Origin of the sequence: Psychrobacter sp. UBA6766 (genome assembly GCF_002453355.1) — a bacterium.
GTDB lineage: Bacteria > Pseudomonadota > Gammaproteobacteria > Pseudomonadales > Moraxellaceae > Psychrobacter.
In genome coordinates, this window is the sequence record NZ_DKGQ01000033.1 from 1 (window position 1) to 22141 (window position 22141).

Consider the following 22141-nt stretch of genomic DNA (forward strand, 5'->3'; position numbering starts at 1 on the left):
AATTAGGGGTTATAATATTCCTCGGTGTACCGTTTAATATTGCCAGCTACGCACTATTAACCCATATGGTGGCGCAAGTATGCGATTTAGAAGTCGGTGAATTTGTTTGGACGGGCGGCGATTGTCATATTTATCAAAACCATCGCGAGCAAGTTGAGCTTCAACTGACGCGCTCACTATACGCACTGCCAACCTTGACGCTCAACCCTGAGGTTAAAGATATTTTTGCTTTTAAATATGACGATATCGGCGTCGATGGTTATGAATCGCATCCTGCTATTAAAGCCAAGGTTGCCGTCTAAATTTTCATCGCTTTACTTTTAAAAGACCTAGATTCAAATAAAAAGGATATGTTATGAGTTATGCCAACACCGAAGTTGCCCAAATCGTGGCCATCAGTCGCAATCGCTGTATCGGTAAAGGTAACGACTTACCTTGGCATATCTCAGCCGATCTGCAACACTTTAAAGCAATGACAACTAAAGAGACGGACAGTGCGGTAAAAGGCATCGTCATTATGGGTCGCAAAACGTTTGAGTCAATGGGCAGCAAGCCTTTGCCAAAACGTGTGAGCTTTATCATCACTACCCAGTTGGACTATGCCGAGAAAAGTAGCTTGGTCGGTAGCGAAAAAGCGTATGTGATGCATAATTTAGAGGATGCACTGACGCAAGCGGCCAGCCTCGCTCATAGTACTAGCCTTGATACCATTTGGGTGATTGGCGGCGAGCGGGTCTTTAGTGAGGCAATGATGTATACCGACCGAGTCGAGCTGACGCACGTTGATACTGAAATCACCGATGGCGATGCATTTTATCCTGAATTGCCAAGTGAGTTTGCAGTCTCAGAAGAATCCGAGCAAATGCACGATGAAAAGAGTGACTTGGATTTTAGATTTGTGACTTATAAAAGAGGGGTTTAACTTTATTTAGTATGATCTTTATTATCCATATGCTATTAAAAAGCCCGCTGTCCTAAGATAGCGGGCTTTTCATTATTAATTCATTTATTCATGCAGTACTTTATAAATCGTTTTCGCTAATACGGGACCAATTCCCTGAACGCCCGCAAGCTCTTGCTGCGATGCCCCAAGCAACTGCTGTAGTCCGCCAAAATGATTCAGCAAGTCGCGACGGCGCTTTTCGCCCAGCCCCGGAATGACTTCTAGCACCGACGATGAGCGACGCTTATCACGCTTTTTACGGTGTGCAGTAATAGCAAACCGATGCGCTTCATCGCGAATATGCATCAATAAATGCAGCGCTTTGCTATCCATCGGCAAATCAAGCGGTTCATGATCGATAAAGTGCAGCACTTCAAGACCAGCTTTACGACCTTCGCCTTTTGCCACACTAATCAATAGTGTATCGCCAAGGATACCTAATTCTGTGAGTACTTCTTTTGCAATGCCAAGTTGACCTTTACCGCCGTCAATCAACAATAAATCAGGCAATGGCTGCTTTTTATAACGCCGCGTCAGCACTTGTTTCATCGCCGCATAATCATCCCCGCCTTGGATGTCATGAATCGCATATTGGCGATAATCACGACGTCGCGAGCCGCCTTGATCAAAGACCACGCAGCTACCGATAGTCGCCTCGCCCATGGTATGCGAAATATCAAAGCATTCGATACGATCAATGGTTCGATCAGTGACGTCCGCTAAGACATCTTTTAACGCACCAAAGCGGGCATGCAGCTCTAAATAATCACCGAGTTTGGTTTTTAGGGCATTATTGGTGTTTAATTTAGCCAAATCTAACCACTCGGCGCGGTGCTCACGAACATTGGTTTTGATAGCAACCTTACTGCCAAAATGCGTCGCCAATGCTTCGCTGACTGCTATTTGATCTGGTAGCTCATCACTTAAGATAATCTCTGCGGGTAAATCATCAGTCACCTGAAAATAAAACGAGGTAATAAACGCCGATAAATTATTGGCGAGCGTCTCGTTGCTATCCACATCAGGGAAGTAGTTCTTGCCGCCAAGCACGCGCCCGCCGCGGACAGTCAGTACATTGACGCAGGTCATGCCCGCCTGACTGGCAATGGCAATCACGTCCGCTTCACCTTGAACCGTATAAACGGCTTGTTTCGCTTGTACTTCGCGCAGCATAGACAGCTGATCACGATAAAACACCGCTTTTTCAAAGTCTAACGCCTCAGCCGCGCCTTCCATCTTTTCAATCAGCGTGCTATGAATATCGCTAGAATCGCCCTTTAAAAAGCGAATGGTATTATTGACGTCCTCGGCGTATTCTTCTGGCGATACTAAGCCGACGCACGGGGCACGGCAACGCTTAATCTGATACTCAAGGCACGGGCGTTTACGCTGTTTAAAAAAGGTATTGGTACATTGGCGCATTTGAAACATTTTTTGCATCAGAACCAACGTCTCTTTTGCTGCGTGCGCCGATGGAAACGGCCCAAAAAACTTGCCTTTTTGGTGATTGCCTTTACCGCGACCATACGCCAGCCTCGGATAAGGATCATCCGCTGAAATAAACACGTAGAGGTAGGATTTATCATCGCGCAATAATACGTTATAAGGCGGCCGATGCTCTTTAATCAGGTTTTGCTCAAGCAGTAGCGCTTCGGTTTCGCCACGGGTAATAATGGTCTCGATATTATGAATTCGTGCGACTAAGGCACGCGTTTTTGGATGGTCAATGGTTTTAGCAAAGTAACTGTTGACGCGACTTTTTAGAGATTTGGCTTTACCAACGTATAAAATATCGCCATTTTTACCCAGCATTTTATACACCCCTGGCAGATTTGGCAGGCGCTGAATTAAATGCTTTAGGCGGGCTTTTTTATCGTCGACGGGACTTGGCGCTGAGACATTGACCATAGAATTTCGAACTCTTAAATAAGACGCTTAAAATAGATTGAATAGTATTATTTATGGGGCAGCCCCTCTCATTTTGCAAGCCAATGATAGGTTTAGCAATAGGGATAAAAAGGCCAACAATAAGCATCACACACATAACAGACTCCCAAATGGCCAAATTCATGAGATAATCCCAAACGCTGGCAATAACAAAATAACCCCGTTACTACTGTACTTGCTGGAATAGGATGTTTGGCAATTGCCGCCTGTACAACATAAGTTCCCGAAGAAAAGGCAAAGATGGCACCGGCAAATATAGAGCCGGCCACCTGATGAATCGAAGCACTGGTCATCGTATCATTATGAAAAGTATTTCTTAGGGCTTAAGGATAGACACTTAAAAAATATTAATAAACACAGCCAAACTTTGAGGTTTTGCCTAATCATTGTACTTTCGTTACGCTTTAAAACTGGCGAGCTTAGACGTTTTTCACTATGATGAATGTCTTTTTATGATTTATTGCCCCATGGCGTTATTATAAAATCCACAATAATGGTCGTTAGTTTCGCCTAGATATAGCCCATTTAAAATAAAAAATAACCTTTGCAATGAAATCAGCAATAAAAAGATAATAGGAAAAATCGATGAGTTTATTGCCTAAAAAACTTGGAACGCTTAAACGTAATGCCAAAAAAAATATCTTGCCATTACTCACGCCTTATTTACTTAAACTGCGTATCAATACTTATGCGCCTTATATCGGGGCTGGCATCAAGATTGAGCATATCAACCTAGATCAAGGCTTATGCATTGTCAGCATGGGTTTAAATAACTTGAATAAAAACATCGTCGGCACCCAGTTTGGTGGCAGCTTGTACTCGATGGTCGACCCATTTTATATGCTGATGCTAATGCACCAACTGGGCAGCAGTTACGTAGTGTGGGACAAAAGCTCACATATTGAGTTTATTGCTCCTGGCAATAGCAAAGTGACCGCACGCATAAAGATTCCAAGCGCTGAAGTCATTACCATTCAGAAATTAGCAAAGGATGGTGAGCCGGTGTTTCGTGAATACGAGGTTGATATCGTCGATGAACAACAAAAAGTCATCGCTACTGTCACCAAAACCCTTTATATTCGACTGCGTAATTACAGCAAGTCTAAAAATCAAACCAGCCGCATTGAAAACCTTGAGGACGACCTTAAATCTTAAAAATTTAGATTCTCAGTTTAAGAGTGAAGTTAGAACGCTGATTTTAATCCACACAAACAAAAACCCCAATCTAGCTTTCGCACAGATTGGGGTTTTGTCTTTTTTGGTATGGCCCGCTTATTTATAAATAAACCTATGAATAAGGGCTTGTATCTACTCTCGCCTTGCCAAGCATCAATCGTACAATTATACGGTTAAACCAAGCAAGGCAAACTTATGCTTAAATTCCAGGTGCAGTATCAACTGCATCAGGAACGCCAGCGTCGGTTTTTTTGTTCGCAACTGGACGAGCACCAAGTTTTTCGCGGATACGGGCTGATTTACCAGAACGCTCACGTAAGTAGTATAGTTTCGCACGGCGAACAGCGCCACGGCGTTTCACTTCAATGCTATCAATAATTGGTGAATGCAATTGGAATGCACGCTCAACACCGATACCGCTTGAGATTTTACGAACGGTAAACGCTGAGTTTAAACCGCGGTTACGTTTAGCAATTACAACCCCTTCAAAGGCCTGTAAACGCTCACGCTCACCTTCACGTACTTTTACTTGGACCACAACGGTATCGCCGGGTGCAAAGTTTGGGCGCTCAATCAATTGAGCATTTTCGATGACCTGAACCAATGGATGCTTGTTGCTCATGAGAGTTATCTCCTCACATTAGATAATAGAGGCTTGACGCATATCACCTGTTTGTAATAATGAATCATATCGATTATTAATATTCTTTATTAATAACAAATACAACATAAATGGGTTATGACCAACGGCCATGATGCTATGACGCGTTTTATTGTTGCTCAAAATTTTATTGCTTAACTGTTTATCTTTTAACTACCATTAACGCGGCTTTTTATCTGCTTTTGCCAGTGCTTTTAACCACTTTGCTTGCTCTACCGTTGGGGTAAACACTTGCCATAAGTCCGGTCGCCGCGCTTGCGTACGTTCGACTTGTTGACTAAAGCGCCACTTAGCGATGTTGGCATGATGTCCTGAAAGGAGTACTTCAGGAACAGTCATACCAGCAAATTCATGTGGTTTGGTATAGTGCGGACAATCAAGCAAACCATCGACGAACGAGTCTTGCTCAGCAGATTTATCGTCGCCCATAATATCTGGCAAACGACGTATCACACTATCCATGAGCACCATTGCTGGTAGCTCACCACCGGTCAGCACGTAATCGCCAAGTGATATTTCCATATCGACATACTGCGACAGTAAGCGCTCATCAATACCTTCGTAACGACCACATAATAAAATCATGCCGTCATACTTCGTCATACTGACCACACTACTCTCGCTAAGCGTTTTGCCTTGTGGCGACATATAAATCACCGGACAGTGCGCACTATCGACACGGCAGCCCTGCTGACTGGCTCGCAGGCGCGCCTCCTCAATCGCTTGGGACAATGGCTCAGCCATCATCACCATGCCAGGACCACCGCCATACGGGCGCTCATCAATACGGTGATAATTATCCGTGGTATAATCACGTGGATTGATGCATTCAATCGTGACTTGCTCCTGAGTAACTGCCCGTCCCGTGATTCCAAACTCACGAATCGTAACAAACATCTCAGGGAAAATACTAATCACAGCAAAATACATCTGATCTCTACTTACATACAAACTGCGTGAATGACGTTTTTATCAATCAAAAGGAAAACTTGCGATTAATAATCACTCGGCCATGCCACAAGCACCGTTTTCTCAGTCAAATTGACCTCAATCACTGTTTGCTTATGCCAAGGTATCAGGCGCTCTTCACTATCCAAACTGTCTGAATTTGCCGTTACGCGCATAATATCATGGGCACCGGTCTCAAACATCTCAGTGATATCGCCTAAATTCTCGTCCTGCTCGTTGATCACGCGCAGGCCAACCAAATCTGACCAATAGTATTCGTCTTCACCCGTTTCTGGCAAAACGTCTTGCTCAACCCAAATAGTCACACCATTCATGGTCTCAGCAACGTTACGGTCAGGAACTTGCTCAAATTGAGCGACAATACCTGTTCCTTGCTCACGCCAAGCCTTTACAGTCAAAGGCTTCATCCCAGTAGCAGTTTTCATCCACCAAGGCTGCATGTCAAATATTGCCGTACGATCGTCCGTGTCACTAAACACCCACAGCCAGCCTTTAATACCATAAGGCTTTTTCAGCTGACCGATTTTCATAAGTGCACTAGCGTTTGGAACAGATGACATAACGGCTAACCTAACGATGACTAAAATAACAATGATAGATAAAGCAATGATTAAAAAACGATGGTGAATACAGTTCAATCAAAAGCGATAAACGCAATCAAAAGTAATAAACAGTTAATGGCGCACCCTGGTCAGACCAGTTACGCTATGTGTTCCAAAGTCTGTTGAGTTTCCCATAGACCAGCCATGAGCATCTCAGTGACGATACAAACTTAAGCAGTTGCTTCAGTTTGAGCGGCAGACTTGTTATAAGCTTTTGCTAATGAAGCAACGCGATCTGAAGGTTGTGCACCTTTAGCGATCCACGCATTGTACGCTTCCATATTTAGGCGAACTGCTTCTTCAGACTCTTTAGCGAGTGGGTTAAAAAAGCCAATGTTTTCAATGTAGCGACCGTCACGCGCGCGGCGTTGATCAGCAACAACTACTTGATAAAATGGGCGTTTCTTGGCACCGCCCCGTGCTAAACGAATAACAACCATGTGAATTCTCTCTTTCGCAGGTATACCAAAAAGGGCATAATTATATCACAGTCTTATTTTATTGAAAACATAAACCGTGCTTATTTAATTATTTATTAACAATAGCTTAAATGGCGAGGTGTGTAAAATACAATTCATAATATCCTGACAATTTATACCAGCATCATGTCACTTTTAATGTCTCTCTTATTTCAAATCGACTATAGTAAAGCAACCAGCCTTATAATTTGATTGTGCTATCCTATAAATAGAAACAAGGGTTTAATAAAATTCCTATATTTTAGATTTTTAAGACAAAATTTATAGTCGATATGAAATAAGTTGGCTACCTTGTCGTTGTGAGGCAGGATTGGTATCAGTTTTTCGTAGCCTCTGTCTGCGTAGGCACAGCAAGCAAGAAAAATTTATACCAATCCTGCTGTACCGTTTTTAGATTGAGCTGACTACCGTCGTAGCTTTTGTATATAAAACTTCAATAAAAGACGCTGTGTTTAGCTGTAATTTTACAAAAAAATTATAAAGCTCACGTTACCCATATTTTGATTAACCTTTTGGATGTATATGACCTCCCCACAACCACAACCACGGCGCAAAGGTCGGCTCGTCCGCTCCTACTCCAACACTTGGCTAACCACTTTGATGGTTGCTTTTATCGTTATTATCAGTGTCGGGGTATCGATTTCATTTTTTTGGCGGAGTCTGTATTTACCAGAGCTTAAAAACCATGCGCGCTATCTGACCAGCGAATTACGCTTAATGAACAGCGTCAATAAAGACTGGAAAGACGACCCTGCCGTACGGCGATGGATTTATCAGCATTCCCATGTGGTGGTGGTGGACAATCCAAGTGATTTTCCTATAGTAGCGGATAAGGCGTTTGTTGGGGTGTTTACTGATGTGTTACAGCGTGAAATCGGCGCGCAACTGGGACGTCCTGTTGAAGTGTATTTTAAGTTTAAACCGACGCCGCAGCTTTGGGTGCAAGACAGTCGTGATACCAGCTTTTGGATTCGCGAACCGGTGGTGTATTATTCTCAATACAGTCCCACCATATTATTATTATTTTTAGTAGGTTTGCCTATTTTAACCTTGCTAACGATTATTTTATTAGCGCGGCAATTAAATCGTCCGTTACGTTATTTACAGCGCGCGGCGACCAATTATATTCGTCTTGGTCACGCCACAACTCTACCTACTCATAACGGTCCTACAGAAATACGCCAAGTCAATATGGCATTTAATCGCTTATTTACTACCCTTAATCAAGCACAAAAAGAGCGAACGATTATGCTTGCAGGCATCTCGCATGACTTGCGCACGCCGCTGACTCGCATGCGCTTAACCGCTGAGATGCTGCCTGATGAGTTTTTTCGTGAAGGTTTGATTTACGATATCGAAGACATGGATGCGATTTTGGAGCAATTTATCTCATTTATGAAAGATGGCTCTGATGAGCCAGTACGCTTGACCAATTTAGACACCATATTTAATGAGATTATGGTGCAATTTGCGCCGCTAGAATTTATTTATCAATCTGAATGCCACAAAATGGTACCTGTGCGCCCGATGTCTATTAAGCGCCTGGTAGTTAATCTGGTGAATAATGCCAAACGTTATGGCAAACCACCGATTTATTTATCTGCGACTGTGGTGCCGACCTTTACAGAAAAGGCGGTGGTAGAAGACAGCGATGTGGTGACTGAAAACGAGGTCAATAAAGAGGCAAAAGAGCAATTGATGATATGTGTGCGCGACTGCGGTGATGGCGTTGCAGAAGACCAATTAGAGCGCATTATGCAACCGTTTGAACGCGGTGAATCGGCACGTACCACTCAAGGTAGCGGTTTGGGTTTGGCGATTGTCAATCGTATCGCGCGCTTGCATCACGGGACGGTTGAAGCGATTAATCACCCGGATGGCGGCCTACAAGTCTGTGTCCGTATTCCACTTATCTCCAAAGTTGCCGGAGAGCCGTCATTGGCTGCTGATAATGAAAAACTACCCAGTGCTGATAGCAATATAGATGGCTAGGGTTTGTCCTAGTAATTGAATAGAAATAACAAAAAATGTTAAAGTGTCGCTAATAACAGTCAGTTATTAGCGACTCTAGAAATACTATTTTCTAGTTCCAATAACTGGCGGAATATATTCAGCGCTATTGGTAAAGGTTAAAGGCTGGGTTATTTTATCCTGCGCGGCCTTTAGCGTTTGAGTGCTGGTCGGCTGCTGTAAGAATAAATAATAACCGAGCGCTGCGGCGTTCACTACGACCAATCCACCAAATAAATACGGCATCCTTTGCTCTCCTTTACTGTTAAGCTGCTTCAAAAATTATTATGATTTATTAGTGAGCAATCAATACTCATTTAACCAATATTATAAAAATTATTGAGCATCAAAATCGCGATCGCTTTTTTCTTGTGTTAATTCATCGGCAGCAAGAACTTGGGTGAGCGGTTTAATAGGCCAAGTCATCACAAATCGTGCGCCGCCAAGCTCACGGCTCTCGCCCACTTTCATGCTGCCGTTAAACCAAAAAGCGATACGCGATACGATAGACAAGCCCAAACCATAACCACCTGATGCACGTGTACGACTATCGTCCAAGCGTGAAAATGGTATAAAAACTTTTTCACGGTCGGCTTCAGGAATACCGTGCCCATCATCTTCCACACTGACAAAAGCATTGCCTTTTCTCACCCCAGCACTAATGATAATCGTGGTTTCAGCATAACGTAAAGCATTTCCGGCTAAATTCTGAATCACGCGGTGTAAATAACGTCTGTCAGCGACCGCCGTTACTTTCGCATTTGGCAGGTTGGTGACAATCTTGATAGGTTTACCTAAAGCATTGGTTTCACGTTCAATTTGCTCAAGCAATTCACGCAGATTTACCGGTTCCAAATCTAGTTTTGGTGAGCCTTCTTCAAGCTTCGCATAGGTTAAAATCTCATCAATCAAACCATTAAGCGACTCGATATCTTCGTCGATATAATCGCGCTGCATAAAGCGTGAATCTTCATCATCGGTATCAGCAAGCATATCGACAGCAAAGCGAATACGAGCCACAGGCGTTCGCAATTCATGTGATACGGCGCGCGTCAGCTCACGCTGCGACTCAATCAAACGCTTAATATGCGCCGTCATCGCATTAAATGTCGCTGATAGTCGCGCGATCTCGTCTTGCCCAATGACCTGTACTTTGATATCAAGATTGCCCTTACTCACTTCATTCACACCAACTTGAATCAGTTGTAATTTGCGTTCAAGCGGAAAAATAAGTGCATAAACGCCCAAACTGATTAAGAACATGCTGATCAAAATCATACTAACAATCAAATTAAGCGGGAACCAGTTAAACAAAGGTACAGGGCCAATTAAAATCGCCATATCGTTGATTTCAGAGGGCACAACCACTTTAATAGACGAGTTACTTTTACTGGTATTGGTATCTTGCAGTAAGATGACCACCTCATCGCGGCGCAAGCGTGCCATCTGATCAGGGTCTAAATTAAGCGTATTAACGGCTCTAAACTCTAATGGAAAAGAAAACTTTTCTTCCAATTCAGCCAAGCGCGCACGCTTATCGGATAAAGTCGCCTGATAGGATAAATCATCAAGCAGAAATACAGCAATGGCGCGCACTTGCTGCTCGGTCACTTGGGAGATACGTGCGGTTAAAACGCTCTTATTATCCGGTAAGCGATAATAAACATCGGCGTACATGGGTTGCTCAACATAGCGAACCACGGTATTGCCCTTCTCGAAACGGCGCAGTTCACTGGCATTAAAATCCACCTCATTAATAGGTACAATGCTGAATTCCGCGCCAAATAAGCTGCTGGCATCAGACAACCAATACTCACGCTGTGACTCGCTCTCTTGGTGAGCAATCCCTTCACTGACGATATGAAAAGCGCCCGTGGCCATGTTTTCACGGTAAGATTGGACGCGTTCTTTGTTGATCGTATCCATCAACAATTGAGCAAATAATGCCACACACAAACAGACGATTAATAGTCCAGCATAAATACGGACAAAGATACTGTGTTTAAGAGAAGAAACTAATGACATACGTGCCGTGACCAACTTAATGAAGAATTATTGATAGAAAAAAAAGACAATTGCTTGCTGCGCAATTTATCTCATACTATTTATCTGTCGTCGATAATTATCGCTCAATTAAACCACATAACGCAGCATTTAAGTTTAAAAATTAAAGTTTGGACCATAAAAAACCAGCTTTACGCTGGTTTTTTATTAGAAAGTTATTCTTAAAGAATATTTGCATTAAGAATAAAGCCTTAATTGCCTTCTTTAACAAATAAATAACCTTTACTACGGACGGTTTTGATACGTTTAGGATTTTCTGGGTCATCACCGATTTTTGGGCGGATTCGCGAAATACGCACATCGATAGAGCGATCTTGACCGTCATATTCAATACCGCGAAGACGCTCAAAAATATCTTCGCGTGACAAGATACGACCAGCGTTAGATGCGAGTAACCATAGCAAATCATATTCAGCACTGGTGAAATCAACCAACTCATCACCTAGATTTACTGAACGACCACCGTTATCGATGACCAATTCACCAAACTCTAACCGCTGCGGCACATCCTCTGATGGTGCGTTTTCTGAGCGGCGTAATAATGCGCGAATTCGCGCAAGTAATACGCGTGGCTGCGCAGGTTTGGCAACATAATCATCGGCACCCATCTCAAGACCCAATACCTGATCCATGTCTTCTGTGCGCGCGGTCAGCATCAAAATCGGATTCTGATAGTGCGGACGTACTTCACGGCATACCGTTAAGCCATCGCTACCAGGAAGCATGACATCAAGTACGACCAAATCTGGTTGTTCGTTGACAATACGGCGAATGGCACGATTACCATCTGTTTCAATTGCTACCTCTAAACCATTTTTAACCAAGTAATCTTGGGTCAACATGGCTAAGCGCTCGTCATCCTCAACAATCAAAATTCGGGGGGTGTTGTCTTCTTCATTCGTTGTCATTGTTATATCCTCTAATACATCTAATTTAAAAGCAGTAAAAGTAAGAGCGGTAAATTAATAGCACCGTAACTTAATCGATTTGTAACCTAGTACAATTGACGACCGTGTTGCTGTTACAAACTTGGTAGCACAGTATACTATTAAACACACAGCTTCCTATACTATAGCTTATAGTTGTTAACAAAACCTATAAACTACGTCCATTAAAACTTTAGTTTGCGTCCAAAAATTATACCCTTTATCGCGATAAAAAGGCATAGGAAAAATTTTACTCAATAATGTTATTTCTCTTATACTTCAACAAACGCGCTAAAAGCCCAATCATTAAATACTGTTAGAAAGGTTGATTGACTTTTAGAATCAAAAACGTAACTTTCCTCTCTAATATAACCACATATCTCTGTTGTCGCCAGTCACTTTTTTACAATTCTATCAAAATTAGTTCAGTTGTTGATTAATAGTTAATGAGTTAACAGCATTTAGACAGTTAATGATGGGTTTGTAAGAAATTTGAAGCGCTCATTGCTAAAACGCTAGCCATTAAAAAAGTACATTTGAGAAGAACAAATATAAAAAAACAGCCCATAAATAATGGACTGTTTTTTATTACGCTAAAAAAATTAAAGAAAAACTCTAACTTTTTATAAGAGTAAGACTAAGCGCGGTTTTTATACTTACGAATAGTCTGTAGCTGGGCGACTGACTCAGCCAATGACGCTAAGGCTGCATTGGTTTGTACGGTATCAGATTGGTTGACCAGCATTTGCTCCGCTTTATTACGTGCTTCAACGATTTTACTTTCATCAAGATTATGTGCACGCACAGCAGTATCAGCGAGTACGGTGACCAGTTTTGGCTGTACTTCTAACACACCGCCAGACACATAAATGACTTCTTCTTCACCATTAGGCGTTTGGACGCGCATTGCACCTGGTTTTAGCAAAGTAATAAGCGGGGTGTGACCTGGCAATATACCAATCTCGCCTTCGGTACCACTGGCTATTAACATGCTAATTTCGCCTGAATACAACTCTTCACGAGCACTTACGACGCGACATTGTAACGTTGCCATACTTAATTCCTTACCATCAAAGCGCGATCAAAAAACAGTAAAAACTGCGATGCGTTACTGAAGAGTAGGTATAAAGTTTATATTATACCTACTCATTAGCCCATACTTGTACAACTTACGCTGCAGAAGATTTCATTTTTTCTGCTTTAGCGACGACTTCGTCGATGCCGCCGGCCATATAGAAAGCTTGTTCTGGTAAGTCATCATATTCACCAGCGATGATTGCTTTGAAGCTTGCAATGGTATCGCGTAATGCAACATATTTACCAGGCGCACCAGTAAAGACTTCAGCAACGTGGAATGGCTGTGACAAGAAGCGCTGGATTTTTCGCGCACGATAAACGACCAGTTTATCTTCTTCTGACAACTCATCCATACCTAGAATGGCGATGATGTCTTTTAGCTCTTTATAACGCTGAAGAACTTCCTGAACACCACGAGCAACGTTGTAATGCTCTTCACCGATAACCAATGGATCAAGCTGACGTGAGGTTGAATCTAGTGGGTCAACCGCAGGATAAATACCTTGTGAGGCGATATCACGGCTTAGTACCACTGTCGCATCCAAGTGAGCAAACGTCGTTGCTGGTGATGGATCTGTCAAGTCATCCGCAGGAACATATACTGCTTGTACAGAAGTAATTGAACCTGATTGCGTTGAGGTAATACGCTCTTGGAGCATACCCATCTCTTCAGCTAGGGTTGGCTGATAACCGACCGCTGATGGCATACGACCTAATAGTGCTGATACTTCAGTACCGGCTAGTGTATAACGATAGATGTTATCAACGAATAACAATACGTCACGACCTTTGCCAGTGGCAGGATCTTTGGTATCACGGAAATACTCAGCCATGGTCAAACCAGACAGTGCAACACGTAAACGGTTACCTGGTGGCTCATTCATTTGGCCATATACCATCGCAACTTTAGATTTGCTAAAGTCTTCAACGTTGACAACGCCAGCTTCTTGCATTTCGTGATAGAAGTCGTTACCTTCACGAGTACGCTCACCAACACCAGCAAACACGGATAGACCTTCGTGTTTAAGGGCGATGTTGTTGATCAATTCCATCATGTTGACGGTTTTACCAACACCAGCACCACCAAACAGACCAACTTTACCACCTTTAGCAAACGGGCAAAGCAGATCGATAACTTTAATACCAGTCTCTAGCAGCTCAGTACTGTTTGACTGTTCGGCATAGCTTGGGGCTTCACGGTGAATAGACCAGCGCTCATCTGCAGCAACCGGACCTTCTTCATCGATAGGACGACCAAGAACATCCATGATGCGACCTAGCGTTCCCATACCGACCGGTACAGAAATAGGTGCGCCCGTGTTGGTCACTGGTAGGTTACGCTTTAAACCTTCAGTTGAACCCATGGCAATAGTACGAACGATACCATCGCCTAGTTGTTGTTGCACTTCTAGGGTAGTTTCAGTGCCGTCTACTTGTAAGGCATCATAAATCTGAGGAACTTCGTTACGGTCAAACTCAACGTCAAGAACCGCGCCAATAATCTGTACAATACGACCGCTACTCATTGCGTTCTCCTTGAACTTCTGTATATAGTAGGTTTTATAAAGGGTTTCACTTATGAAACAGCAGCAGCACCGCCAACGATTTCCGAGATTTCTCGAGTAATCGCCGCTTGACGCAACTTGTTATAAACCAACTGTAAATCGTTAATTAGGTCACCAGCATTATCTGTTGCCGCTTTCATCGCAACCATTCGTGAGGACTGCTCAGAGGCAATGTTTTCCATTACCGCTTGATAAACAATCGACTCGATATAGCGACCAAGTAATTCATCAATCAAGGTTTTGATGTCAGGCTCGTAGATATAATCCCAGCTCAGTTCTGTTTGAATGCCACTTTCTTCGTCGCCAAATGAATCCTCTGGTAGAGGTACCAATTGGTTGACCGTTGGTTTTTGGGTCATGGCGTTCACAAACTGGTTATAGACCACATAGATACGGTCTAATTTACCGTTACTATAATCTTCTAACATCGCTTGCACCGGCGCGTTTAATTGTTCAAACGTCGGCTTATCACCATAGTCAGTCACGGCTGAGGTGACTTTACCGCCAAAGTTTTTGAAGAAGCTCACGCCTTTAGCACCAATAACGGCAAATTCCGCTTGAACAGACTGGTCTTGGTATTGCTGAATACTTTTAGATAAAGCTTTGAATAGGTTAATATTCAAACCACCCGCTAGGCCGCGATCTGATGTGATGACGATATAGCCAACTTTATCAACTGGACGCGTAACCAGGTATGGATGTTTGTAATCTGATGAGGCATGCACCAAATGCGAAATAACCCGGCGCATACTATCAGCATACGGGCGACCCACTTCCATGCGCTCTTGGGCACGGCGCATTTTACTAGCAGCTACCATTTGCATAGCGCGAGTAATTTTCTGGGTACTTTTAATACTGGTGACTTTGGCACGTATTTCTTTTAAGCTTGCCATAATGATTCCAATATAAGAGGGTTAAAAAGCATGGGCGTATGCAACAATCATTTAATATAAAACACTGAACTTATCGAATAATGTCTTTACATCTTGTGGCATGACGCAATCTTAGATCTTTATTGGTTAAAACAGCGGCGCGATTATCTTGAAGAAAAATCTCTATACTTAAAAACTTTTCAGACAACGCGCCACTTTTTACGCTCTAAACCAGAGCGCTAACCAATTTAGGATTAACCCGTTAATTCAGTATTTATTAACTTAGTAACTGTGATTTTGTTTAAAGGTCTCTAAAGATGACTTTAAACGACCTGCGATATCATCATTATAATTCGCAGTGTCATCAATCTCACGCATCAATTCACTTTGCTCATCATGCATGTAGCGTAAGTAAGCTTCTTCAAAAGAACCAATTTTTTCAACAGGAACGTCCGCTAAGAACCCTTCATTTGACGCGTAAATAACCGCCGCTTGCTCAGAGATAGACATTGGCTGATATTGTTTTTGTTTCATCAATTCAGTTACGCGCTCACCATGATCAAGCTGTTCGCGAGTCGCGTCATCAAGATCCGAGGCAAACTGAGCAAATGCTGCCAATTCACGATACTGAGCTAATGCAGTACGGATACCACCAGACAGTTTCTTGATAATCTTCGTCTGAGCAGCACCACCAACACGCGATACCGAGATACCAGCGTTAACCGCAGGACGGATACCTGAGTTAAATAGGCTAGACTCTAAGAAAATCTGACCATCAGTGATTGAAATCACGTTGGTTGGTACGAATGCAGAGACGTCACCGGCTTGAGTTTCAATGATAGGTAGCGCGGTTAAAGAACCGGTTTTACCAACCACTTCACCATTGGTGAATTTTTCTACGTATGCCGCGTTTACGCGTGATGCACGCTCAAGTAAACGAGAGTGTAAGTAGAATACGTCACCAGGATACGCTTCACGACCTGGCGGACGACGTAGCAATAGTGAGATTTGACGATAAGCAACGGCTTGTTTTGATAAGTCATCAAATACAATCAGCGCATCTTCACCGCGGTCACGGAAGTATTCACCCATCGTACAACCTGAGTACGGTGCGATATATTGAAGTGCTGCTGGCTCTGATGCTGAAGCAACGACAACAGTGGTATATTCAAGCGCACCAGTTTGCTCAAGCTTACGTACCACGTTAGCAATGGTAGAACGTTTCTGACCGATTGCGACGTAGACACACTTAATACCAGATGCTTTTTGGGCAATGATCGCATCGATAGCCATTGCGGTTTTACCCGTCTGACGGTCACCAATGATAAGCTCGCGCTGACCACGACCGATTGGAATCATGGTATCAACGGCTTTATAACCCGTCATAACTGGTTGATCTACTGATTGACGGTCGATAACGCCTGGGGCGATTTTTTCGACTTTATCGGTCATCTTGGCATCGATAGGACCTTTACCATCAATAGGATTACCCAAGGCGTCTACAACACGGCCTAGCAGTTCAGGACCTACTGGTACTTCAAGGATACGACCAGTACAATAAGCTTTTTGACCTTCTTGCAGCTGTAGGTAATCACCAAGTACTACCGCGCCGACAGAATCACGCTCTAGGTTAAGCGCCATTCCATAGATTTCGCCTTCAAACTCAATCATTTCGCCGTACATGGCATCTTCAAGACCATGAATCTGCACGATACCGTCAGATACTTTGACAATCGTGCCTTCATTCTTTGCAGTTGCACCCGCATCAAGGTCTTGAATACGCTGCTTAATCAGGTTACTGATTTCCGCTGGATTCAATTGTTGCATTGCCTTGTTTCCTTTAATTTATGATAACCCGCCACTGACTTAAATGCTCTTATATCACGCAAGCTTTATAAAGCTGCACTGATGATTGGCATTAGGCAGTTAGCTGTGTTTTTAACTGTTGTAACTTGCCGCGCATCGAATCATCAATGACTTTGTCACCGACTTTAATCGTAGCGCCCGCCAATAGACTTGGATCAACCGACTCGTGAATCACCACGCTCGCATTGAGCGAGGCAGCAAGACGCGTTTGCAGCGTATCACGCTGGGCATCGGTTAATGGATAAGCAGAGGTCACATAAGCGTCAAGCTGCTTTAAGCTTATTGCCTTGTGACGGCGATAATGCTCATAAACTTCAGGAAGCAGCGCCAGACGCTCTTGTTCTGATAACTGTTTAACGAAGTTACTAAGTGCTACTGATACTTTAGGATAGCTGGCGTTTTGGTCATGACGAGCCCCTTGGGTCTCACCCAATAACTGCTTAAAAGCAGAATCATTCGCGCTAGCTACTTGCGTATCATAAAGATCGACCAAAGCAGCTGACTTATGCTCAGCAGAAACAGCTGGATTGTCTAGCCAAGTACTGAACGACTTGTCATTGACAACGGTAGCGGCAATAAATAAGAAGTTTTCCCACTCATTTACTACCCCGTTTTCATTGGCATAGTCAAACGCGGCTTTAGCGTACGGTCGTGCTAAGGTTGATAAGTCAGCCATGATATCCTCACAATTACAGCTTCGCCGCCAGTTGGTCTAACATACTGGCATGTTTTTGCACATCGACTTTGTCTTGCAAAATCTTTTCAGCACCAAGTACAGCCAGCTCAGCAACTTGAGCACGCAATGATTCGCGCGCTTGATTGATTTCTTGGTCGATAGAGGCTTGCGCTTGTTGACGAATGCGTTCGCCTTCCGCTTGGGCTTGCAATTTTGCATCTTCAACAAGCTGATTGGCGCTCTTGTTCGCTTGCTCAATTAGCGCAGCAGCTTTAGTTTTTGCAACATCAAGCTCCTGCTGTACATTTTGCTCCGCGGTCGCTAAATCTGCTTTTGCTTTTTCTGCAGCATTCAAGCCTTCAGCGATTTTACGCTGACGCTCATTAATGGCACCGATAAGTGGTGGCCACACGAATTTCATGCAAAAAATCACAAATATTGCAAAAGCAATGGCTTGACCGATGAGGGTAGAATTGATATTCACGTGATCACCTCTTTGTTAATGAAAAATCAGTTTCATTGATCATATTTGATAGCCAAACTTTGGCTATATTTAATATACAAACTTTGACCACCAAACATTTACAACTGAGCTTTCTGATTAACCTGCTAGAGGGTTAGCGAACAACAATAGCATAGCAATACCAACACCAATCATCGGTACGGCATCAAGTAGACCTGCCACGATGAACATACGAGTTTGCAGTTGTGAACCAAGTTCTGGTTGACGTGCAACACCTTCTAAGAACTTGCCGCCTAGAATAGCAAAACCAATGCCTGTGCCAAGTGCGCCAAGACCGATAAGCAGTGCTACTGCGATAACTGTGTAACCACCTAATACTGGATCCATTGATGTATCCTCATTTACCTATTGAATGTATATAATTAATGTTCAGTTGATGATGCAAGCGACATATAAACTATCGTCAACATCATAAATACGAACGCTTGAAGGGTAATAATTAAGATGTGGAAAATCGCCCACGGCACCGATAACGCCCATTGAATCCAAAACGGCATCAGGGCAATCAATACGAAGATTAGCTCCCCAGCATACATGTTACCGAATAGACGCAAACCTAGTGAAATTGGTTTGGCAATCAAAGTAACAAACTCTAAGATAAAGTTGATGGGGATTAAAATGATTTGCATGATTGGGTTTTTAGCGCTAAACGGATGCAGTGTTAACTCACCGATAAAACCACCCAACCCTTTTTCTTTAATACTATAGTAAATAATCAGCGCAAAGACAGAAAATGACATGCCAAGCGTGATATTAGGGTCAGTCGTTGGCACAATCTTGAAGAACACGTGATGTGGATCATGACCCATCGCAGCGCCAACTTGACCTGCTAGACTTGGAATGAAGTCGATAGGCAATAAATCCATCAAGTTCATCAAGAAAATCCACACAAAAATGGTCAACGCTAGCGGCGCAATCAATTTTGACGTACCACTATAAGAATCGCGAACGTTGTTATCGACAAACTCAACGATCATCTCAACCGCTGCTTGAGTTTTGCCTGGTACGCCTGAAGTAACTTTTTTGGCAACCATCCAAAAGATGGCACAAAATACAATACCAAGACCAATTGACCATAACATGGAGTCAAGATGGATAGCCTTAAAACCCATTAATCCTGCCTCTTCAGCAGTGTGGGCAACTTTCCAGCCTTCGCCCGGCAGATAACCGTACGTCCAATTCGTTAAGTGGTGAGAGATATATTCTGATGATGTTTGCTCGGATGCCATAATGTAAGCTTCTTATTAATCAACGATTTAATCAACTACCAAAAAATATGGTTGTCATCTGATGAGAAGTTAGTATTTTTCTCTAATCTGCCATTAGCAAATAAAAGAACTCTACTAAAACTCTCATGTAACCAATAACATCCAACCCATAGCTCTATAATTACTCTATTATTCTCAAATAACGCATTGTTATTCTTAAATAATCAATCTTCTATTGCTGCTCAATTTGATACTAATGGATAAATTTTAGCTATCAAAAAAGGGCGCACGATTATTCATTAATGGCCCTTGCATGTCTACGCAAATTTTTATGTATGTGTTTGCTTATCTCGCTTTATTTTGATAACACTCAATACGGTGCTCAGAAGCAAGACATTTAGCTGCCTATATTAATGCAGCGTAGTATTCGTGTAAAGTCAATTATGACTTTTTTATTACTGCGTAAATACGTTAAGCACCCTCAACGTTGGCTGGTATAGATTTGCGTTTATCATGCCATACAGACAGTTTGGTTATATTTAATAACCCTTATCAGATAAGGGGTTATTAATGGCGATTTTTTACGCCTGATTGCTGCTCAAGCGCTTATAGTCATACTTTAATTTTAAAAATGGTTTTCAGTCATTTAATCATTGCATGATGACGTTATAACAGTAGTCTTAATAACAATAATCTTAGAGAAGCTGGACCGCAGGATGACAAATGTATGTGCTGTCTTATCTGACTATTACAATGATAATAGGCGATAAATTCTAGCGTATATGCCACAACATCCAACTGTGACTAATCTGCATTACCATAAAACCGACAAAAAGTGCAGGCGCTGATAGAGGTTGTATGGTAATAAAAATTAGTGCGAAACCAAATACGGTCAGTAGCCATTTGACCATCTGACCCCGATATAGCTGGCTGACAATATGCCTGCGCGCGCGATATCCTGTATACCAAAAAATAAATCCTGCAAATACGGCTTGAGTAGCAAAACTGAGTAGCGCACCGATGGCGTTACTTTTTGCGACGACAAGTGTGCTGCCCTCATTACCCAGCCATGTGATATCTACTATCCAACCGAGCACAATAAGGATAAATAGTATCCATGCTTGGCGTTTTAGGTAAATAGCAATTTTATCTCTTTGGGTGCGTTTGGCAGGCTTGGTCATCGATATTTCTATAGCTCTATAACGTGGGGACAATGTAGCACAGTTGTGACAATATTATCCGTGAATGGCTCACTCTACAGACGTTATCTTTTAACCAAAATAAAACGCCACTTATTATAGGGAGCAAGCTAATTTTAAGCAAGTGAAATATGTCTTTTATCAAGCATTTAGTTGTTTAATGCTGAAAACCTCTCTACAGAGTCAATCAAGCACCACTAATAACCTCTAAAACTGCCTTCTCTGCCGTTAATTGGTAAATCTTATTTAGCAAATTGGTCTTGCGTTACTTTAAATAGCTTTAAAGCTTAGCTTGCCAACTATTATTTAAACAGTATTTACCCAATACACTGACGAATTTGCTGCGCCATTGCCTGCCACCCACTAACAAAATCTTTACTGTTGCTCATGTCTTCCGCTTGGACGGTACTTTTAACCGGCTGTAACTTTGCCAGCAAACCTTTGGCAGGAAGACTTGGACTGACCAAACACATTTGCTTCGTTGGGCGCTGCTCATTTAACCAGCGTAATTGACTGGCTTTTGGCGCTAAATGGTGATCGGTACTTAGGCTGCCAATTAGCTGGAGCTTGGCGCTGTCTTCCATGTATTGATAAGCATCATGATAAGCCCAGTACGGTAACGCTTGTTTCGGGCTATTTTTATTGCCGGCCGCTACTGCCCTATTCATGCGCTCGGCAAATTTTTGCGCATTGGCATGATACAGCTTTTTATATTGCGGATTGGCATGACTGTGAATGACGGCAAGCGCACGGGTTATCGCTTTAGCGTTTTCAGGATCAAGCCAAATATGCGGATCTAGTGTGCCTGCAATAGGTTTGCCTTTAACATCACGCAGCGGATAACGATTAAACGCCTTAAATTTGAATAAAGCAATCGCATTGGGGGCGCTATTGAGTGTGGTTGCCAGATTGTTTTCTAACGGCTCGCCAAACCAAACCACAAACTTACTGTCCTGAATGGCTTTGATATCGCCTGGACTAATGCTACCGTGATGCCCAACCTCTCCTGCTTGCAATAATTGCTTAGCAGCTGGCGCGCCTTCCGTGACAGCTTGGCTTAATAAAAATAATGGATAATTACTGACACTCACCGTTGCTGCTTGTGCGCTCATCATTAACGACCCAAACACGATAACGCCAATCGACAATAAGCGCTGTAAAGTAATAGGCAAATTTATAAAATTCTTAAAAAATGAAATCATAATGGCTGCTTTTGAGGCTCAATGAATAATAGTCGTTTTGAGACGGCATGTTGATAAAAAAATAAAAGGTAGCTAATGATAAGTATAAAGCTCTGATCTATTTTTCAATTCAGTATGTTATACTATAACAATATAAAAAACCATCATGAAATGTGTCTTATATAAAAGTGCCTTCT

The 22141-nt window shown here is 42.6% G+C and carries 23 protein-coding genes; 4 read left to right on the top strand and 19 right to left on the bottom strand.

The genetic code is table 11. From position 1 onward, the window contains the following. On the top strand, positions 1 to 302 hold a 302-nt coding region (gene thyA / locus B4K26_RS06740), incomplete at its 5' end, for a thymidylate synthase (RefSeq protein ID WP_296244338.1). A 53-nt stretch (positions 303 to 355) separates the two neighbouring features. Beyond that, a complete protein-coding gene (locus B4K26_RS06745) occupies positions 356 to 922 on the top strand; it encodes a dihydrofolate reductase (RefSeq protein ID WP_296244340.1) in 567 nt (188 codons plus the stop codon). Between the two features lie 84 nt (positions 923 to 1006). Here B4K26_RS06745 and uvrC read toward each other — a convergent pair whose 3' ends face one another. Beyond that, positions 1007 to 2851, bottom strand: coding sequence for an excinuclease ABC subunit UvrC (gene uvrC, locus B4K26_RS06750; RefSeq protein ID WP_296244341.1), 1845 nt, complete (start codon positions 2849 to 2851; stop codon positions 1007 to 1009). A gap of 92 nt (positions 2852 to 2943) precedes the next feature. Then, on the bottom strand, positions 2944 to 3183 hold the full coding sequence (locus B4K26_RS06760) for a DUF3360 family protein (protein WP_296244345.1): 240 nt from the start codon (positions 3181 to 3183) through the stop codon (positions 2944 to 2946). Positions 3184 to 3475: 292 nt separating this feature from the next. Here B4K26_RS06760 and B4K26_RS06765 point away from each other — a divergent pair, with 292 nt between their 5' ends. After that, complete coding sequence (locus tag B4K26_RS06765; protein ID WP_296244347.1) at positions 3476 to 4045, top strand: DUF4442 domain-containing protein; 570 nt, start codon at positions 3476 to 3478, stop codon at positions 4043 to 4045. 220 nt (positions 4046 to 4265) lie between these two features. Here the strand turns inward: B4K26_RS06765 and rplS are convergent, their stop codons facing one another. The 4 genes from rplS to rpsP form a co-directional block, all read right to left on the bottom strand. Then, positions 4266 to 4688: a 50S ribosomal protein L19 gene (rplS, locus tag B4K26_RS06770; protein ID WP_296244348.1), complete on the bottom strand. Its 423-nt coding sequence runs from the start codon at positions 4686 to 4688 to the stop codon at positions 4266 to 4268. 198 nt (positions 4689 to 4886) lie between these two features. Beyond that, on the bottom strand, positions 4887 to 5657 hold the full coding sequence (trmD, locus tag B4K26_RS06775) for a tRNA (guanosine(37)-N1)-methyltransferase TrmD (protein WP_296244350.1): 771 nt from the start codon (positions 5655 to 5657) through the stop codon (positions 4887 to 4889). A gap of 65 nt (positions 5658 to 5722) precedes the next feature. After that, positions 5723 to 6256, bottom strand: a complete 534-nt coding sequence (gene rimM, locus B4K26_RS06780; protein ID WP_296244352.1) for a ribosome maturation factor RimM — start codon at positions 6254 to 6256, stop codon at positions 5723 to 5725. Positions 6257 to 6468: 212 nt separating this feature from the next. Then, positions 6469 to 6738, bottom strand: a complete 270-nt coding sequence (gene rpsP, locus B4K26_RS06785) for a 30S ribosomal protein S16 (RefSeq protein ID WP_021812802.1) — start codon at positions 6736 to 6738, stop codon at positions 6469 to 6471. A gap of 561 nt (positions 6739 to 7299) precedes the next feature. Between rpsP and B4K26_RS06790 the strand changes: the two genes are divergently transcribed. Next, positions 7300 to 8769 (top strand): ATP-binding protein, encoded by a 1470-nt coding sequence (locus tag B4K26_RS06790; RefSeq protein ID WP_296244353.1) that lies wholly within the window; start codon positions 7300 to 7302, stop codon positions 8767 to 8769. 84 nt (positions 8770 to 8853) lie between these two features. Here B4K26_RS06790 and B4K26_RS06795 read toward each other — a convergent pair whose 3' ends face one another. From B4K26_RS06795 to B4K26_RS06855, 13 genes are all read right to left on the bottom strand, one after another. Continuing rightward, positions 8854 to 9033, bottom strand: a complete 180-nt coding sequence (locus B4K26_RS06795) for a hypothetical protein (protein ID WP_296244354.1) — start codon at positions 9031 to 9033, stop codon at positions 8854 to 8856. A gap of 90 nt (positions 9034 to 9123) precedes the next feature. Beyond that, positions 9124 to 10812 carry an ATP-binding protein gene (locus tag B4K26_RS06800; RefSeq protein WP_296244355.1) on the bottom strand — a complete coding sequence of 563 codons (1689 nt, stop codon included), beginning with the start codon at positions 10810 to 10812 and terminating at the stop codon, positions 9124 to 9126. Between the two features lie 230 nt (positions 10813 to 11042). Then, on the bottom strand, positions 11043 to 11759 hold the full coding sequence (locus B4K26_RS06805; protein WP_021812806.1) for a response regulator: 717 nt from the start codon (positions 11757 to 11759) through the stop codon (positions 11043 to 11045). A gap of 655 nt (positions 11760 to 12414) precedes the next feature. Further along, complete coding sequence (locus B4K26_RS06810; protein WP_296244356.1) at positions 12415 to 12831, bottom strand: F0F1 ATP synthase subunit epsilon; 417 nt, start codon at positions 12829 to 12831, stop codon at positions 12415 to 12417. A gap of 115 nt (positions 12832 to 12946) precedes the next feature. After that, complete coding sequence (gene atpD / locus B4K26_RS06815; protein WP_296244357.1) at positions 12947 to 14380, bottom strand: F0F1 ATP synthase subunit beta; 1434 nt, start codon at positions 14378 to 14380, stop codon at positions 12947 to 12949. A gap of 50 nt (positions 14381 to 14430) precedes the next feature. Next, the gene (gene atpG / locus B4K26_RS06820; protein WP_296244358.1) at positions 14431 to 15312 is read right to left on the bottom strand and encodes a F0F1 ATP synthase subunit gamma; all 882 of its coding nucleotides are present in this window, start codon (positions 15310 to 15312) and stop codon (positions 14431 to 14433) included. A gap of 261 nt (positions 15313 to 15573) precedes the next feature. Beyond that, positions 15574 to 17118, bottom strand: coding sequence for a F0F1 ATP synthase subunit alpha (gene atpA, locus B4K26_RS06825; protein ID WP_296244359.1), 1545 nt, complete (start codon positions 17116 to 17118; stop codon positions 15574 to 15576). A 91-nt stretch (positions 17119 to 17209) separates the two neighbouring features. After that, positions 17210 to 17833, bottom strand: a complete 624-nt coding sequence (locus tag B4K26_RS06830; RefSeq protein WP_296244360.1) for a F0F1 ATP synthase subunit delta — start codon at positions 17831 to 17833, stop codon at positions 17210 to 17212. 13 nt (positions 17834 to 17846) lie between these two features. Next, a complete protein-coding gene (locus B4K26_RS06835) occupies positions 17847 to 18317 on the bottom strand; it encodes a F0F1 ATP synthase subunit B (RefSeq protein ID WP_025651436.1) in 471 nt (156 codons plus the stop codon). Positions 18318 to 18434: 117 nt separating this feature from the next. Next, positions 18435 to 18683, bottom strand: a complete 249-nt coding sequence (gene atpE, locus B4K26_RS06840) for a F0F1 ATP synthase subunit C (protein ID WP_025651437.1) — start codon at positions 18681 to 18683, stop codon at positions 18435 to 18437. Positions 18684 to 18718: 35 nt separating this feature from the next. Continuing rightward, positions 18719 to 19585: a F0F1 ATP synthase subunit A gene (gene atpB / locus B4K26_RS06845; protein ID WP_296244362.1), complete on the bottom strand. Its 867-nt coding sequence runs from the start codon at positions 19583 to 19585 to the stop codon at positions 18719 to 18721. 752 nt (positions 19586 to 20337) lie between these two features. After that, positions 20338 to 20745 (bottom strand): ATP synthase subunit I, encoded by a 408-nt coding sequence (locus tag B4K26_RS06850; RefSeq protein ID WP_296244363.1) that lies wholly within the window; start codon positions 20743 to 20745, stop codon positions 20338 to 20340. 335 nt (positions 20746 to 21080) lie between these two features. Continuing rightward, positions 21081 to 21965 (bottom strand): metal ABC transporter substrate-binding protein, encoded by an 885-nt coding sequence (locus B4K26_RS06855; protein ID WP_296244364.1) that lies wholly within the window; start codon positions 21963 to 21965, stop codon positions 21081 to 21083. Positions 21966 to 22141 lie beyond the last annotated feature (176 nt).

Bases quoted from the DNA above. Each gene is read 5' to 3' on its own strand.
- B4K26_RS06745 (WP_296244340.1), top strand. From the start codon at position 356: ATGAGTTATGCCAACACCGAAGTTGCCCAAATCGTGGCCATCAGTCGC.
- uvrC (WP_296244341.1), bottom strand. From the start codon at position 2,851: ATGGTCAATGTCTCAGCGCCAAGTCCCGTCGACGATAAAAAAGCCCGC.
- B4K26_RS06760 (WP_296244345.1), bottom strand. From the start codon at position 3,183: ATGACCAGTGCTTCGATTCATCAGGTGGCCGGCTCTATATTTGCCGGT.
- B4K26_RS06765 (WP_296244347.1), top strand. From the start codon at position 3,476: ATGAGTTTATTGCCTAAAAAACTTGGAACGCTTAAACGTAATGCCAAA.
- rplS (WP_296244348.1), bottom strand. From the start codon at position 4,688: ATGAGCAACAAGCATCCATTGGTTCAGGTCATCGAAAATGCTCAATTG.
- trmD (WP_296244350.1), bottom strand. From the start codon at position 5,657: ATGTATTTTGCTGTGATTAGTATTTTCCCTGAGATGTTTGTTACGATT.
- rimM (WP_296244352.1), bottom strand. From the start codon at position 6,256: ATGTCATCTGTTCCAAACGCTAGTGCACTTATGAAAATCGGTCAGCTG.
- rpsP (WP_021812802.1), bottom strand. From the start codon at position 6,738: ATGGTTGTTATTCGTTTAGCACGGGGCGGTGCCAAGAAACGCCCATTT.
- B4K26_RS06790 (WP_296244353.1), top strand. From the start codon at position 7,300: ATGACCTCCCCACAACCACAACCACGGCGCAAAGGTCGGCTCGTCCGC.
- B4K26_RS06795 (WP_296244354.1), bottom strand. From the start codon at position 9,033: ATGCCGTATTTATTTGGTGGATTGGTCGTAGTGAACGCCGCAGCGCTC.
- B4K26_RS06800 (WP_296244355.1), bottom strand. From the start codon at position 10,812: ATGTCATTAGTTTCTTCTCTTAAACACAGTATCTTTGTCCGTATTTAT.
- B4K26_RS06805 (WP_021812806.1), bottom strand. From the start codon at position 11,759: ATGACAACGAATGAAGAAGACAACACCCCCCGAATTTTGATTGTTGAG.
- B4K26_RS06810 (WP_296244356.1), bottom strand. From the start codon at position 12,831: ATGGCAACGTTACAATGTCGCGTCGTAAGTGCTCGTGAAGAGTTGTAT.
- atpD (WP_296244357.1), bottom strand. From the start codon at position 14,380: ATGAGTAGCGGTCGTATTGTACAGATTATTGGCGCGGTTCTTGACGTT.
- atpG (WP_296244358.1), bottom strand. From the start codon at position 15,312: ATGGCAAGCTTAAAAGAAATACGTGCCAAAGTCACCAGTATTAAAAGT.
- atpA (WP_296244359.1), bottom strand. From the start codon at position 17,118: ATGCAACAATTGAATCCAGCGGAAATCAGTAACCTGATTAAGCAGCGT.
- B4K26_RS06830 (WP_296244360.1), bottom strand. From the start codon at position 17,833: ATGGCTGACTTATCAACCTTAGCACGACCGTACGCTAAAGCCGCGTTT.
- atpE (WP_025651437.1), bottom strand. From the start codon at position 18,683: ATGGATCCAGTATTAGGTGGTTACACAGTTATCGCAGTAGCACTGCTT.
- atpB (WP_296244362.1), bottom strand. From the start codon at position 19,585: ATGGCATCCGAGCAAACATCATCAGAATATATCTCTCACCACTTAACG.
- B4K26_RS06850 (WP_296244363.1), bottom strand. From the start codon at position 20,745: ATGACCAAGCCTGCCAAACGCACCCAAAGAGATAAAATTGCTATTTAC.
- B4K26_RS06855 (WP_296244364.1), bottom strand. From the start codon at position 21,965: ATGATTTCATTTTTTAAGAATTTTATAAATTTGCCTATTACTTTACAG.